At 68.3% G+C, this 13,373-nt stretch carries 14 protein-coding genes; 10 read left to right on the top strand and 4 right to left on the bottom strand.

Annotated elements, in window-relative coordinates:
- The first annotated feature begins 176 nt into the window (after positions 1-176).
- Together ACOQPP_RS05550 and ACOQPP_RS05545 are read left to right on the top strand one after the other, a co-directional pair.
- Positions 177-431 carry a type II toxin-antitoxin system Phd/YefM family antitoxin gene (locus ACOQPP_RS05550; protein ID WP_419166235.1) on the top strand — a complete coding sequence of 85 codons (255 nt, stop codon included), beginning with the start codon at positions 177-179 and terminating at the stop codon, positions 429-431.
- The gene (locus tag ACOQPP_RS05545; RefSeq protein WP_420635991.1) at positions 389-826 is read left to right on the top strand and encodes a type II toxin-antitoxin system VapC family toxin; all 438 of its coding nucleotides are present in this window, start codon (positions 389-391) and stop codon (positions 824-826) included. Before ACOQPP_RS05550 ends, ACOQPP_RS05545 begins: the two co-directional genes overlap by 43 nt.
- 42 nt (positions 827-868) lie before the next feature.
- Here the strand turns inward: ACOQPP_RS05545 and ACOQPP_RS05540 are convergent, their stop codons facing one another.
- Positions 869-1,780: a hypothetical protein gene (locus tag ACOQPP_RS05540; protein ID WP_419166237.1), complete on the bottom strand. Its 912-nt coding sequence runs from the start codon at positions 1,778-1,780 to the stop codon at positions 869-871.
- A gap of 206 nt (positions 1,781-1,986) precedes the next feature.
- On the opposite strand from ACOQPP_RS05540, the gene ACOQPP_RS05535 reads away from it, so the two are divergent.
- Both ACOQPP_RS05535 and ACOQPP_RS05530 read left to right on the top strand, forming a co-directional pair.
- Positions 1,987-2,541, top strand: coding sequence for a DinB family protein (locus ACOQPP_RS05535; RefSeq protein ID WP_419166238.1), 555 nt, complete (start codon positions 1,987-1,989; stop codon positions 2,539-2,541).
- Between the two features lie 93 nt (positions 2,542-2,634).
- Complete coding sequence (locus ACOQPP_RS05530) at positions 2,635-2,994, top strand: hypothetical protein (protein WP_419166239.1); 360 nt, start codon at positions 2,635-2,637, stop codon at positions 2,992-2,994.
- A 267-nt stretch (positions 2,995-3,261) separates the two neighbouring features.
- Here ACOQPP_RS05530 and ACOQPP_RS05525 read toward each other — a convergent pair whose 3' ends face one another.
- Together ACOQPP_RS05525 and mtnA are read right to left on the bottom strand one after the other, a co-directional pair.
- Complete coding sequence (locus ACOQPP_RS05525; protein ID WP_419166240.1) at positions 3,262-4,371, bottom strand: hypothetical protein; 1,110 nt, start codon at positions 4,369-4,371, stop codon at positions 3,262-3,264.
- 107 nt (positions 4,372-4,478) lie between these two features.
- Positions 4,479-5,579, bottom strand: a complete 1,101-nt coding sequence (mtnA, locus tag ACOQPP_RS05520; protein ID WP_419166241.1) for an S-methyl-5-thioribose-1-phosphate isomerase — start codon at positions 5,577-5,579, stop codon at positions 4,479-4,481.
- A gap of 102 nt (positions 5,580-5,681) precedes the next feature.
- Here mtnA and ACOQPP_RS05515 point away from each other — a divergent pair, with 102 nt between their 5' ends.
- From ACOQPP_RS05515 to ACOQPP_RS05490, 6 genes are all read left to right on the top strand, one after another.
- A complete protein-coding gene (locus ACOQPP_RS05515; protein ID WP_419166242.1) occupies positions 5,682-7,796 on the top strand; it encodes a prolyl oligopeptidase family serine peptidase in 2,115 nt (704 codons plus the stop codon).
- Positions 7,797-7,824: 28 nt separating this feature from the next.
- Positions 7,825-9,771, top strand: coding sequence for an NAD(P)-binding protein (locus ACOQPP_RS05510; RefSeq protein WP_420635990.1), 1,947 nt, complete (start codon positions 7,825-7,827; stop codon positions 9,769-9,771).
- Positions 9,771-10,538 (top strand): glutaminyl-peptide cyclotransferase, encoded by a 768-nt coding sequence (locus tag ACOQPP_RS05505; RefSeq protein ID WP_420635989.1) that lies wholly within the window; start codon positions 9,771-9,773, stop codon positions 10,536-10,538. The genes ACOQPP_RS05510 and ACOQPP_RS05505 overlap by 1 nt, the downstream gene beginning before the upstream one ends.
- Positions 10,539-10,649: 111 nt before the next feature.
- Positions 10,650-10,940, top strand: a complete 291-nt coding sequence (locus ACOQPP_RS05500; RefSeq protein WP_419166245.1) for a type II toxin-antitoxin system RelE/ParE family toxin — start codon at positions 10,650-10,652, stop codon at positions 10,938-10,940.
- Positions 10,940-11,245 (top strand): HigA family addiction module antitoxin, encoded by a 306-nt coding sequence (locus ACOQPP_RS05495; protein ID WP_420635988.1) that lies wholly within the window; start codon positions 10,940-10,942, stop codon positions 11,243-11,245. Before ACOQPP_RS05500 ends, ACOQPP_RS05495 begins: the two co-directional genes overlap by 1 nt.
- Before the next feature lie 34 nt (positions 11,246-11,279).
- On the top strand, positions 11,280-12,497 hold the full coding sequence (locus ACOQPP_RS05490) for a hypothetical protein (RefSeq protein ID WP_419166246.1): 1,218 nt from the start codon (positions 11,280-11,282) through the stop codon (positions 12,495-12,497).
- Here the strand turns inward: ACOQPP_RS05490 and ACOQPP_RS05485 are convergent.
- On the bottom strand, positions 12,494-13,210 hold the full coding sequence (locus ACOQPP_RS05485) for a pyridoxal phosphate-dependent aminotransferase (RefSeq protein WP_419166247.1): 717 nt from the start codon (positions 13,208-13,210) through the stop codon (positions 12,494-12,496). The genes ACOQPP_RS05490 and ACOQPP_RS05485 overlap by 4 nt on opposite strands.
- Between the last annotated feature and the right edge of the window lie 163 nt (positions 13,211-13,373).

Below are 13,373 nucleotides of genomic sequence, written 5' to 3'. Positions count from 1 at the left end.
GCATCAAGCCGGACAGGGCCGACGGGGAGCTAAACACTTCATGCGGCCCAGCCGCTGCACAATCTCCCGTCAGCATTTGACCATGGTCATGACCATGGTTCTATTGAGAGTGCGTTGACCCCATTTTACACGCTTGGAGCGGACGTATGGAAGCAGATCAAGAGGGGCCCGCGGGCATGCCTCGGACCATCAAGGCATCGGAGTTCAAGGCAAAATGTCTCAAGCTCATGGATGAAGTCGCAGAGACCGGCGAGGAGATCGTGATCACGAAGAACGGCCGCCCCGTGTCGAAGCTCGTGCCCTGTACCGAGAAGCCGGAGACCCTGTTCGGACGGTATCGCGATGTCATCCGGATACATGGCGATATCGTGGGGCCCATGCCCCGGGAGTGGTGGGATCAAGGGGAGGACGACGGAGAGGATCTGTTTTGATCCTGCTCGACACGCATGTCCTGCTATGGCACGGGCGTGGAGACCATCGTCTCGGGCGGCGTGCGCGCCGGATGGTCGAGCGTGCATTGCCCCGGAGACGCGCGGCGATCTCGGCCATATCCTTCTGGGAGGTCGCCATGCGCGTCCACAGTGGGCGGCTCGACCTCCTCGTGGACCCGGAGGCCTTGCGTCGCGACCTTCTCACCCAGGGACTCGTCGAAATCCCGGTCAGTGGTCTCATCGGCGTGCGCGCGGGACTGCTGGCGGGCCTGTCGGGCGACCCCGCCGATCGGCTGATCGTCGCCACGGCTCTCGAGGGTCACCAGTTGCTGACCGCCGACCGGCACATCCTCGACTGGCCCGGCAAGCTTAACCGGATGGACGCGACCGAGTAAGGTGGATCGGCCGGGTCCTCTCTCGATTCCCCCGGAGTTCGTTCAGGCGGCGTCCGCTTCCAGCGCGGCGACCTCGGCCATGATGCGGTCGAACTGGGTGGCGGCGTGGTGCGGGGCGAGGTTGCACAGATAGACGTGCGCCGCGCCGAGGCGCCGAAGGGCGACGATCGTCTCCGCGCAGTGCCGTTCCGGAGTGACGCCCGCCTCGAACGCGGCCGCCACCGCCTCCAGGGGCACGGGGAAGAATCGGGACAGGCGTTCCAGCACGCTCCGCCGGCCGTTCCTGTAGTAGAAGACACCGAACGAGCCGGGGATCGCGAGGCCCTCTCGCTCCGCGCTCACGAGCCACCGCTCCACGCGCGGCAGGTCGTGGTGAGAGACGACCTGCGTGAGGTAGTAGTCCGCTTCGTATTCCGGGGCCGTGGCGAAGCCGATCTGTTCGGCGATCGGGCGGTGCAGGTTGACCCAGCCGCCGAGAGACAGCCCCGGCGCGCGGTCCCGAAGCTGGTGCCGCAGCATGTAGCCGCGCGGAACGCAGCGGGCCGCCCCGCGCACGCGGTCGCCCCCCGTCACGGTGAGGCTCTCCACGCCGCGTTCCCGCGCCCGGTCACCGTAGCGGAGGCAGTAGTCGAGCGGGTGGAGGCAGGTCAGGAAGGGGACGACGCGCCACGCCTCGACCTCGTTGGCGAGGTTGGCCGTGAGGTGCTGCAGGTTTTCCTCCTCTTCCTCCCCCACGGCGCTGTCCGTGAGCATGAGGAACGCATCTCGCGCCGCGAGGCCACGGATCGCGTGCGAGAGGTCGATCCACATGTCCATCGCCCCCCCGCGCGTGAGCCCGCTCCGGGGCGGGCGCAGTTCAACGGTGGCCGTCGGCGCTTCGTCGCGCAGCCGCTCCACGAACCGGCTGGAGCCGGCTTCCGGGGAGATGTGTCGGGGGCCTGGAGTGTCGTTCACGGCGGAAGAACTCGCCTCGCGCGAAGGGTGAGGCCGCTGGCGGCCGGCTGTCGGGTGGCAGGAGGATGCGGGTCCGGAGCCCCGTTGCAAAGAAGGGGGAGGGCCGTTCCGTTTGGGGCCGCGGCCGGACGGGTAAGGGGAGGGGCAGGCTCTGCACCGGGTTCGGGCCCGCATTCTCAGACGGAGCCCTCTGGAGGCGAGTTCAGGTGACGGAAGAAGCGATCGTGGGAGACGGCGCGCTCGCGGAGGAGATCCTCACGCTCCTCGCGCGTACGCCGGGAACCGTGCGGGTTCTACTGGAGGACCTGCCGCCCGAACTGCTGTACGCGGACGAGGGGGAGGGGACGTTCAGCCCCTTCAGCGTGCTCGGCCACCTGATTCAGGGCGAAATCGACGACTGGATCCCACGGGCGCGCTGGATACTGGAGCACGGCCGGGAGCGCCCGTTCCCGCCCTTCGACCGCTTCGCGCACATCGAGCGAACGCAAGACCGCTCGCTGGACGAACTGCTAGGCGAATTCGAGACGCTGCGGGAGACCGGCCTCGCGGCGTTGCGGGAGGTGATCGCGGGCGGGGCCGAGCTCGACGCGGGGGGGCTTCACCCGGAACTGGGCGAGGTCACCCTGCGGCAGCTACTCGCCACCTGGGCGGTGCACGATCTCAACCACATCGCCCAGATCACGCGCGTCGTCGCCCATCAGTTCGAGGGTGAGGTCGGGCCCTGGAAGGCGTACCTTCCGATCCTGCACCACGACGGTTAGAAGACCTCGCGATCCTGTCCTTACATGTCGCCATCTGGTGGCGGGGGCGGACCGGTAGCGGGGGCGGACATGCGAGGATAGCGTTTTGCCACCATGGACTGGATTCAACCGCTCTACACGCGAGGCGAGGTCGACCGCGCCGGGAAGAAGCTCGCTGTCACGGGTTGGGTGGGTAACGGGCGGGGCGAGCCGGACACCCGCCATGAACTCGCGATTCTGAACAACTGGCGGGCGGCTCAGAGCTTCCCTCTCAACACGATTCAGATGGGGCTTCGGCGGCGGGCGAGGAACATCGAGCCCGAGGCCATCGTCTCCCAGCGCCTGAAGCGGGCCCCGGCCACGATCGACCGTCGCTCGAAGATGAAGCACGAGCTCATCCGGGAGGTGGACTACATCCAGTGGCCCAAGCCGTCCGGCTACCGCCGTAAGAGGTTTCAGGAAGTCGGAACTTAAGGGGGCCGCACGATTCTACGAAGAGAGAGAAGAAGAAATCCGCGGGATTGATGGCGCCGAGGTCGTTCTTGTGGCAATGGACTCCGTGGCAAGCCTGCGGGCGGCTTACCCGAACTACCTGTTCGACACCGATCTGTTCATCGAGGAACTTGATCTTGCGACGCGGAGACAGGTACACCTGCCTGGACACCCACTTCACCGGCGAAGCCGGATACGCTAAGCCGCCGCTGGTCCCGCACCACGGCGGGTGGCGGCGGGTTCGAGCGGTTATCTGCCTCCCGGGTCGATCCGCCAGACGTCGACATGGTCCAGATCGAGGCTGTCCCGCCGGATCGTGACCATGTGCTCCGGACCGAACGCGGGAGCGGCGTGCTCCCTCTGCGGGCGGACGGGGAGACTGGCGAGGAGTTGACCCTCTGCGTCGAACAACTCCCAGCGGTTGCCGGCCGTTCGGACGACCTCCACCCAGAGTCTGCCGTCGGGCGCGACGAATAGTGCGGCGATAAATGGCTTGCCGTCCGGGCGGCCGGGACGTCGCGGATCGCAGGAAGCATTCGGATAATCGGCGCGGAACGCCTCGAACGCCTGATTGGCGGCCGCCCACTCTTCGTCCGATACCGGCTCGGCCGGTAGTGCCCGTTCGATCACCCTCAGGGTATCGGCGTCCCCGCGAATCACCGCGATCCTGTAGGCGTCGGACAGCGCCACGTACATCACGCCGCCGGGGCCGGGATGCTGGACGAGGCGTGCCCGGAAGGGAACGTCGAAGAGACTCATCCCTCCGTCGTACCGGCAGATGATCGTGGAGCCGGCGCTCGCGGGCGACCGTACATATGTCAGCGTGTCACCTGTAACGCCGCGGCTATCGTGGCCTACGAACACGGACTCCAGGCCCGCCGGGCCCGTCCGCAAGCCGGCGGCGAAGGCCTCATCCACCCCGACTGGAAAGAAACGAAGCTGCGCCGGTGAACCAGTGAGGCCACCGGGCACCTCCCGTTGGCCGAGCCACGCTCCTTCGGCGGAAAACTCCCCGATCCGTCCAACTCCAAAGTCGAGCGTCAGGAGTCGATCTCCGACCCACGCCACGGAGTACAGACCGCTGAACTCGCCCGGGCCCTCGCCGAATCGACCGAAGGTGCGCCTGTGGGCCCCGTCCAGACCGAACACTCGGACTTCGTGGTTGAGGTTGTCGCCGACGAACAGGGCGCCATTCGGCCCGAGGGCGGCGCTGGGGACAGATCCGAACTCGTCTGGCGAGGCGGCGTCCGTAAGGGACTTCGGGCCGATGGATACGACCGGCGTGAGTTGCCATTCGGGCGGTGTCCCGGTGTTGGTCACCCGGATCACGAGCCCAACGGAGTCCACCGTGGTCGTCAAATCGCCCCCGCCCGATGGTGAGCCCGAATCGCAACCCCCCGCCAGGGCAGCTACCAGCAAGATCGGCAAGGCGGGACCGGACGCAGCCAGCCCGGGGTTGCGGATCGTCATTGAACCCCCCGGGAATGGCGATCAGCTTCCGCCTCGGCGACGGCGGCGGCCAGCGAATCGATGTACGGCGGGCGGTGGATCCCCCGTTCCGTGACGATCCCGGCCACGAGGTCGTGCGGCGTGACGTCGAAGGCGGGGCTGTAGACGCGGGCCTCCTCGGGGGCGAGGAGAGGGCCGAAGCCCCGGCGAACTTCATCCGGATCCCGGTGTTCGATCGGGATGTCGGCGCCGGTCGGCGTGCCGAGATCCACTGTCGACGTCGGGGCGAGAACGTAGAAGGGGACGCCGTGGCGGTGGGCCAGCACGGCGAGGGGGTAGGTGCCGATCTTGTTCGCCACGTCGCCGTTGGCCGCGATGCGGTCGGAGCCGACGAAGGCGATGTCCGGCGGGGTCGAGGCGAACAATGACCCGGCCATGTTGTCGGCGAGGATCGTGACCTCGATGCCGGCGCGTGACAGCTCCCAGGCGGTGAGGCGGCTACCCTGCAGCAACGGGCGGGTCTCGTCGGCGAACACGCGGACCCTGCGGCCGGACTCGGCGGCGACGTAGACCGGCGCCAGCGCCGTGCCGATACCGCCGGTCGCCAGCGCCCCCGCGTTGCAGTGCGTGATGACCGCCTCGCCGCCCCGCAGCAGCCTGGCAGCGTGCTCGCCGATCGCCCGGCACATGCGACGATCCTCGGCGTGAATGGCGTCCGCTTCGGCCGCCAGCAGCGTGGCCAGTTCCCCGGCGGCCCCGGTCGCCGCCTCCAGACGGGCCCGTAGGCGGCGGACTGCCCATACGAGGTTGACGGCCGTCGGCCGTGCGTCTGCGAGCCGATCGGCCCAGCCGGCGAACCGCGCTCGCAACTCGTCCGGGGAGACGCCCTCGGCGGCGGACTGCCGCGCCAGGGCCGCGAGGCCGATGGCGGCGGTGATCCCGATCAGCGGCGCGCCGCGCACGCGGAGGCTGTAGATCGCCTCTACGAAGTCGTCCAGCGTCGACAGTTCCTTCTCCTCGAACACCCCGGGAAGCAAGGTCTGATCGAGGATGATCGCGCTCGTCCCCCGGGGGGCCCAGCGAATGGTCTCCGGAATCGACAACGCGGGATCGGTCATGGCGTGCAACTTATCCGGCGACGTGAAACGCGCTACCTTTGCTGGCCCGGGCGGGGCTTCCAGGTACGCGGACCCCGCGAGATCGCAATCGCAGGAGGCGTCATGAAGTCGTCACGGCAACGCGCGGCGTTCGGCCGCAGGTCCCTCTTCTTCACCTTCACCTCGGTGGTCGCTACAGTCGCGCTCGCGGTCTCTCTTGTGCCGGCCACGCGGCTCGCCGCGCAGGAACGGGACCCGAACCACTTCGGGCCGGCCGATGTGTTCGAACTCGAGGTCGCCGGCGACCCCCGCATCTCGCCGGACGGCTCGCAGGTCATCTACGTGCGCACGTTCATGGACATCATGACCGACCGCGAGCGGCGTAACCTGTGGATCGTCGACTATGACGGCTCCAACCACCGTCCGCTTCTCACGGGCCAGCGGAACTTCTCGTCGCCGCGCTGGTCGCCGGACGGCACCCGGCTCCTCTACGTGGCGAGCGACGAGCACGGGAAGTCCCAGCTCTACCTGCGCTGGATGGACACCGGCCAAACGGCCATGCTCACGCACCTCGAGCAGGGCCCCGGCGGGCTCTCGTGGTCTCCGGACGGCCGCACGATCGCGTTCAGCATGTTCGTCCCCGACACGCCGCCTCCCTTCGCGAAGATGCCGGCCAAGCCCGAAGGGGCGACGTGGGCGCCCCCCGCCACGACGTACGAACGGCTCTTCTACCGGTCGGACGGACGGGGCTTTCTCCCCCTCGGCTATTCGCAGGTGTTCGTGCTCCCGGTGGAGGGAGGGACGCCGCGCCAGGTCACCCACGGTCCCTACAACCACGGCGGGACCCCGGAGTGGACGCCCGATTCGCAACACCTCCTGATCTCGGCCACCCGGCGCGACGACTGGGAGTACGTGCGTGACTCGGAGGTGTTCGAGGTCTCCGTGGCGGACGGGTCGATCCGGCAGCTGACGGACCGCCAGGGTCCCGATCAAAGCCCGAAAGTATCGCCCGACGGCCGGCTCATCGCCTATACGGGGTACGACGACCGCTTCCTCGGGCACCAAGTGTCGAAGCTCTACGTCATGAACCGGGATGGGTCGGGCTCACGCCTCATCGCAGACCAGCTCGACCGCTCGATCGGCAACCTGCACTGGGCGAGCGACGGGCAGGGACTGTTCTTCCAGTACGACACCGAGGGGAACACGCGTCTGGCCCACGTCGACCTGGACGGGACGGTGACGGACATCGTGTCCAGCGTTCAGGGCCTGTCGCTGGGCCGTCCTTACGGCGGCGGCACCTTCTCCGCCTCGGGCAACGACAGGTTCGCCTACACCTACGGGACCCCGGACCACCCCGCGGACCTCGCGGTGACCAGCCGGGACGGCGCCTGGCGGCGGCTCACGCATCTGAACGAGGATCTCTTCGCGCAGAAAGCGATCGGCGAGACCGAGGAGGTCTGGTACAAGTCGTCGCACGACGGACTGGACATTCAGGGCTGGATCGTGAAGCCGCCGGGCTTTGATCCGAGCCGCCAGTATCCGCTCGTGCTCGAGATCCACGGCGGGCCGTTCGCCAACTATGGAGACCGCTTCAGTGCCGAAGTCCAGCTCTATGCGTCGGCCGGCTACGTCGTCCTCTATACAAACCCGCGGGGCAGCACGAGTTACGGCGAGGACTTCGGAAACGAGATTCACCACGCGTATCCCAGCTACGACTTTGACGATCTCGTGTCCGGGGTCGACGAAGTGATTTCTCGCGGATATATCGACGAAGACCAGTTGTTCGTCACCGGGGGGTCCGGCGGCGGCGTCCTCACGGCCTGGATCGTGAGCCACACGGACCGCTTCGCCGCGGCCGCGTCGCAGAAGCCCGTCATCAACTGGTACAGCTGGGTTCTGACGGCGGACATGGGCGGCAGCGGGGGCCTCAACTACTGGTTCCCGGACGCGCCGTGGAACGCGCTCGAGCACTACATGGAGCGTTCGCCCATCCACCACGTGGCGAACGTGACGACGCCCACGATGCTCATCACGGGCGAGGTCGACTGGCGGACCCCGATGTCGGAGTCGGAGCAGTTCTACCAGGCGCTGAAGATCCGGAAGGTGCCTTCGGTTCTGGTCCGGATCCCCGAGGCGAGCCACAGCATCGGCGCGCGACCGAGCGGCCTGATCACCAAGGTGGAGCACATCCTCGCCTGGTTCGAACGCTACCGGAAGGCCGGGACGACGACGCAATGACCCGTGATTCGAGCCGGGGAGTGATGAGATGAAGGGCCGGGATCTGGGTCTCGCCAGGGAGATCACGCGCCGCGACTTCGTCCAGTTGGCGGGGGCGGGGATCGCGGGTTCCGCGCTGCTCGGGTGCGGGACGGACGGCGGCGCGGGTCGCGGGCCGGAGGTCGCCGCCGGCGCGGGGCCGGGTGCGCCCGTCGAGCCGTGGTCCGAGATGCTCGGGGCGGACTGGTACGGGCCCGGCGGGGTGGGGGACTACGCGCCTTCGCATGGGAACACGCCGGAACTCGTCCGGCTCGCGCACCGGCTCAGGGATGGTCGTCCGCCGTCCGCCGACGTAACGGACACGGGGGAGCGCTTTGACGTCGTCGTCGTCGGAGGCGGCCTCTCCGGGCTTTCCGCCGCGCACCACTTCAAGCGGCACCGGCCGAACGGGCGCTGCCTCGTGCTGGACAATCATCCGGTGTTCGGCGGCGAGGCGAAGCGAAACGACATCGAGGTCGACGGCGTGCGGCTGGCCGGCCCGCAGGGGTCGAACGACTTCGGCGTGCGTCCGCCCACGGGCGAACCGGACGACTACTTCACGTCGCTGGGGATCCCGCGCGAGTTCGAGTACGCGCCCTACGAGGGGGACGTGCAGGCGCCGCTCGAGAACTACGGCTTCATGCACTGGGTACAGGACCAGTTCTCCGTCGGACACCATTTCGGCGGAGGCGGCGGCTGGTCCGGTGGCGGGGCGGGCCACTGGGTGAAGGAGTTGTGGGACGATCCCTCGGGTGCGCCCTGGACACCCGAGGTCCGCGCCGGCTTCGAGCGCTGGCGCGCGGCCCGGGTCGGCGACCACATGCCGCCGGACGCACCGGGAGGCGCCGACAACCCCGGGGTCTGGCTCGACGGGATGACCCTCAAGACGTACTACGAGGATGTGCTCGGCCTGCCTCCCGAGGTCACGGCGTACGTCGATCCCATCCTGGCGAGCATCATCGGCCTCGGATGCGACGCGGTCTCGGCCTGGTGGGGGATGCACTTCGATCTACCCGGATTCGGGGGGCCGTCGCGCTACGACGGCATGACCTTCCACTCCTTCCCGGGCGGGAACGCCGGCATCGCGCGGTATTTCGTCAAGGATGTGGTGCCGGATGGGATTGCGGGCGGGCCCGGTCTGGGAGACGTGATCAATGGGAGCATCGGCTTCGGCAGCCTCGACCGCCCGGATCAGACGGTCCGGCTGCGGCTCGGGGCGACCGTCGTCGACGTCCGGCACAGGGGAACCGGCGATGGGCGGGTGCTCGTCACCTATGTACACGGGGACCGGGCGTATTCGGTCGAGGCGGACGGGGTCGTGCTCGCGAGCGGCGGGTGGATGAACCGCTACGTGGCGGCCGATCTGCCGGACGGGCACCGGGCCGCCTACGAGCACTTTCAGCACGCCCCGATCCTCGTGGCGAACGTGGCGCTCCGGAACTGGCGCTTCCTGGACCGGCTCGGCATCGCCGCCTGCATCTACGAGGGCGACCTCGGCTTCTCGTGCAACATCCGCCGCCCGATGTATGCGGGCGACTACCGGCCGCCGTTCGCTCCGGACCGGCCGGCCATGCTGACGTTCTACATCACCTTCGAGTCGCCGGGTTCGTCCGCGGCGGACCAGGGGATGGCCGGCCGGATGGAGATGCTGAGCACGCCCTTCGCGGAGTACGAGCGACGGCTCCGCACGCAGATGGTCGCGCTGTTCGACGAAGGGGGCTTCGACCCGGCGGAGGACATCGGGGGTCTCGTCCTCAACCGCTGGGGGCACGCCTACGTGGCGCCGGGGCCGGGCTTCTTATTCGCGCGGGGAGGTGCGCCCGCGCCGCCCGACGTGATCCGCGAACCGTTCGGCCGCGTCGCGATCGGTCACTCCGAACTGCGCGGGCACCAGAACTGGACGGGCGCCGCGGCAGAGGGACGGCGCGCCGTGGAGGCGGTCCTGGATCTGATCTGATGCGAATCCCTCGTGGGCGGCGCAGCCTTGCGTTCCTCTCCATCTGGGGGCTGGCGGGCTGCGCGTCCCCGGTCCCGTCCATCGACTACGAGATCCTGGGGACGTTCCCGCACGATCCGGCCGCCTACACGCAGGGCCTCCTCTTCCACGATGGCCACCTCCTCGAGAGCACGGGCCGTTACGGGGAGTCGAGCGTGCGGCGGGTCGACGTGCCGACGGGCGAGGTCGTGGCGCGGGTGGCCGTGGACTCCGCGCTGTTCGGGGAAGGGCTGGCCCGCGTCGGCTCGGAATTGATCCAGCTCACATGGAAGTCGGGCCGGGCCTTCGTCTACGACCTGGAGAGCTTCGACCTGCTCCGCGAATACGCCTACGAGGGAGAGGGATGGGGGCTCTGCTTCGACGGCGAGTCGCTCTGGATGTCCGACGGGTCGAGCGCCCTCGAGCGCCGGGATCCGCGGACGTTCGCGGTCCTCGCGACGGTGGAGGTCACTCGCGACGGGTCGCCGCAACGGCGGCTGAACGAACTGGAGTGCGTGGACGACCGGATCTACGCCAACGTGTACCAGACCGACCTCATCGTGCGCATCGACAAGCAGACCGGCGCCGTGCTCGGTGAGATCGACCTCTCCAGTGTCCCGCTCAGCGCCCGCCGCCCCGGCGACATCGACGCCGTGCTGAACGGCATCGCCTACGTCCCCGAGACGGGCGTCTTCCTTGTCACCGGCAAGCTGTGGCCCAAGCTGCTCGCCCTCCGGCTGGGGGAATAGCAACGGGGCATCGCACTCGCGCCGGCGGGTTGGCCGACGTCGCGAAACGTGTCTGCGACACCTGCTTCCGGAGCACTTGCAGAGCGAACGGTATCACCGTACACTTGACGCATGATCATTGGCTCCGTCCGCCACCGGGGACTGCGCAGGCTCATTGTGGCGGACGATGCCCGCTTTCTGCGGCAGGATCAGGCGGGTCGGGTTCGCAACATTTTGACAGCGCTGATTCTTGCCGACGACTTGGCCAGCTTTGTTTCCGATGCACCGCGCGGGTGGCGCGTCCACAGACTTTCGGGTGATCGACGTGGCGAATGGAGTATTTCCGTATCGGGGAATTGTCGGATCACCTTTGAGGAGCGGAACGGCTCTATCCACCAGCTGAACTTGGAGGACTATCACTAATGGCTGGAGAGGGGATCAAGGTGAATATGACGCCTTCCCATCCGGGCGACTTCATCCGCACGGAGGTCATCGAGGACCTGGATCTGAGCGTCACCAGGGCGGCCGAGATTCTGGGGGTTCGTCGGGCAACCCTATCGGACTTGCTCAACGGCCGCGCCTCGCTATCGCCGGAGATGGCGTTGCGGATCGAGAAGGCCTTTGAGGTGAGGATGGAAATGCTGCTGCGCATGCAGGCCTGGTACGACGCCGCTCGGATGCGGGCGCGAGCCGGCGAAGTCCGCGTCAAACGCTACGAGACTGCCTGAAACGCATCGCTATCGCTTACGGCCCCGAGAGTCCATGGCTACGAAGGTCTGGCTCGCATTGTTGTGTTGCTTCCCGGTCGCCTGCCGGGGCGCGGTCGCCGACCGTGGCGGCCCGCCCGCGGCGATTCGGGACAGCGCCGGGGTCCGGATCGTCGAGAACGAACGGTCCGCGGAGACTTCACGGCTGGGGTGGCGGGTCGGACCCGAACCGAGCGTTTCCATCGGCGCCCTGGAAGGCGAGGAGCCGTACCTGTTGCACTGGGCCACGGCGAGGATGTTGCCGGATGGCCGGATCGCGGTGGCGAACGGCGGATCGGATGAGGTGCGCGTGTTCGACCCGTCCGGTCGCCACGTAGCGACATGGGGAGGGCAGGGCGAAGGCCCCGGCGAGTTCTCGGGCCTGACTCAGGTCGCGCGCTGGCCCGGCGACTCGCTCGTGGCGTGGTACTCCCACGGGCGCTCGATGTCGGTTTTCGACGCCTCGGGCAACTTTGGCCGCTCTTTCTCGCTCCAGAGCGCCGAGACCGAGTCGTGGCTTCGCCCCCGGCCCGTGGAGGCGCGGCCGGACGGGACGATCCTGTCCCTGAACGATCCGGAAGGCGCCGACACCGCCGTGGTCGAGATCCGGGACGGCGAGGGCGCGCTCAGCGCGTCGCTGGGCACGCATCCAAACATGATTGTGTTCGTCGAGACGGACGAATACGGGAACAGGGAGCTCTCGTCACCCGCCTATGGACCGGCCTTGCGACTGGCGCTGTGGGGCGAGCTTGTCGCCGTCGGTCACACCAGCCGGTACGAGATCAGGGCATTCCGGGCGGACGGATCGCTGGCGCGGATCGTCCGGCGAGATGATGCGCTCCGCGCCCCCGTACAGGCCGATCTCGGGCCCTTTGTCGAGGCGCAAATGTCGATGCTGAGCGAGAGCGGCTTTCCAGCGGAAATGCTGCCGGATGCCCGGCGTTCCCTGGAATCGACGCCGCTCTCGGAGACCTTTCCCGCCTTCTCCCGGATCGTGGCCGACGCCACGGGTTACCTCTGGGTCCGGGAATACGACTACCCACGGGAAGAAAGACCGGCACAGCTCTGGTCCGTGTTCGACCGCGAAGGGCGGATGCTGGGCTTCGTCGAGACACCCCGGAGACTCGGGATCCTGGAGATCGGCGAAGACTATCTTCTGTGCTCGACCCGCGATGACTTTGGGGTGCAGTTCATCCAGGTGTGGCCGCTGGACCGCTCGGCCACGGGGAGCTAGAGGACGCGGGCGAAGCGGTCGCGGAGGCCCTGTAGGCGGGCCACGGGTTCGTTGCTGAACACGAGACGGAGCCGGTACTCGGCCTCGGGTCCACCCCAGGCGTCCATGGGGGTGGCGGCGACCTCCGCCCGGGCCAGCAGCCGTCCCTGGAGTTCGCGTGCGGTGAGCCCCATAGGTCGGGTGTCGACGAGGAGCGACCAGCCGCCGGCTGCGGGCCGCACCGGGTAGTCCCGCAGCGTCTCCAGCACCGCGCCGCGCCGCCGCTCCCAGCACCGCACGCTCGCCGCCACGTCCTCCGCTTCGTCGGCGGCGGTCAGCGCGGCCAGCGCGCCGGGCTGCCCGATCCCGACCCCGGTGACGACGTTGTAGATACCGACCTTGGCCACGTCCGCCAGGACGGCGGCCGGCCCCACGACCCAGCCCACGCGCCACCCGATCATCCGGTACTCCTTCGAGACCGAACCGACGGTGAGCGTGCGGTCGCGCATCCCGGGCAGGCCAGCCGGGTGCAGGTAGGGCCGCCGGTCGTAGAGGATGCGCTCCATGGCCGCGTTGTAGATGAGCCACAGGTCGTGGCGCTCGCACAGTTCCGCGACCGCGGCCCAGTCGTCGGCGTCGAGCACGCCGCCGGAAGGCATGGATGGGTTCATGATGAAGAGCGCCCGCGTCCGGGCGTCGACGCGCGCGGCAAGGGCGTCGAGAAGGTGAAGCACAGGCGACGACGGCCGGTCCGGCCCGATCGCTGCTTCTTTGGGGCGGCGCCGATGCCGCTGGTGACCTGTACGTCCAACCGGCGTTCCCGGTCGACGCGCTACCCGCATTTCCCCATCAAGACGGGGAGTACCGACTTGATGGGACAGATGCGGATGGACGCAC

This window comes from Candidatus Palauibacter sp. (assembly GCF_965222475.1).
In the GTDB taxonomy this organism is placed as follows: Bacteria; Gemmatimonadota; Gemmatimonadetes; order Palauibacterales; family Palauibacteraceae; genus Palauibacter.
Note: the sequence above shows the minus strand (reverse complement) of the source record. Positions and strands in the feature narration are given on the sequence as shown.

Excerpts from the sequence above, each read along its gene's own strand:
- ACOQPP_RS05505 (WP_420635989.1), top strand. The coding sequence starts at position 9,771 with ATGCGAATCCCTCGTGGGCGGCGCAGCCTTGCGTTCCTCTCCATCTGG.
- ACOQPP_RS05500 (WP_419166245.1), top strand. The coding sequence starts at position 10,650 with ATGATCATTGGCTCCGTCCGCCACCGGGGACTGCGCAGGCTCATTGTG.
- ACOQPP_RS05530 (WP_419166239.1), top strand. The coding sequence starts at position 2,635 with ATGGACTGGATTCAACCGCTCTACACGCGAGGCGAGGTCGACCGCGCC.
- ACOQPP_RS05490 (WP_419166246.1), top strand. The coding sequence starts at position 11,280 with ATGGCTACGAAGGTCTGGCTCGCATTGTTGTGTTGCTTCCCGGTCGCC.
- ACOQPP_RS05550 (WP_419166235.1), top strand. The coding sequence starts at position 177 with ATGCCTCGGACCATCAAGGCATCGGAGTTCAAGGCAAAATGTCTCAAG.
- ACOQPP_RS05515 (WP_419166242.1), top strand. The coding sequence starts at position 5,682 with ATGAAGTCGTCACGGCAACGCGCGGCGTTCGGCCGCAGGTCCCTCTTC.
- ACOQPP_RS05510 (WP_420635990.1), top strand. The coding sequence starts at position 7,825 with ATGAAGGGCCGGGATCTGGGTCTCGCCAGGGAGATCACGCGCCGCGAC.
- ACOQPP_RS05495 (WP_420635988.1), top strand. The coding sequence starts at position 10,940 with ATGGCTGGAGAGGGGATCAAGGTGAATATGACGCCTTCCCATCCGGGC.
- mtnA (WP_419166241.1), bottom strand. The coding sequence starts at position 5,579 with ATGACCGATCCCGCGTTGTCGATTCCGGAGACCATTCGCTGGGCCCCC.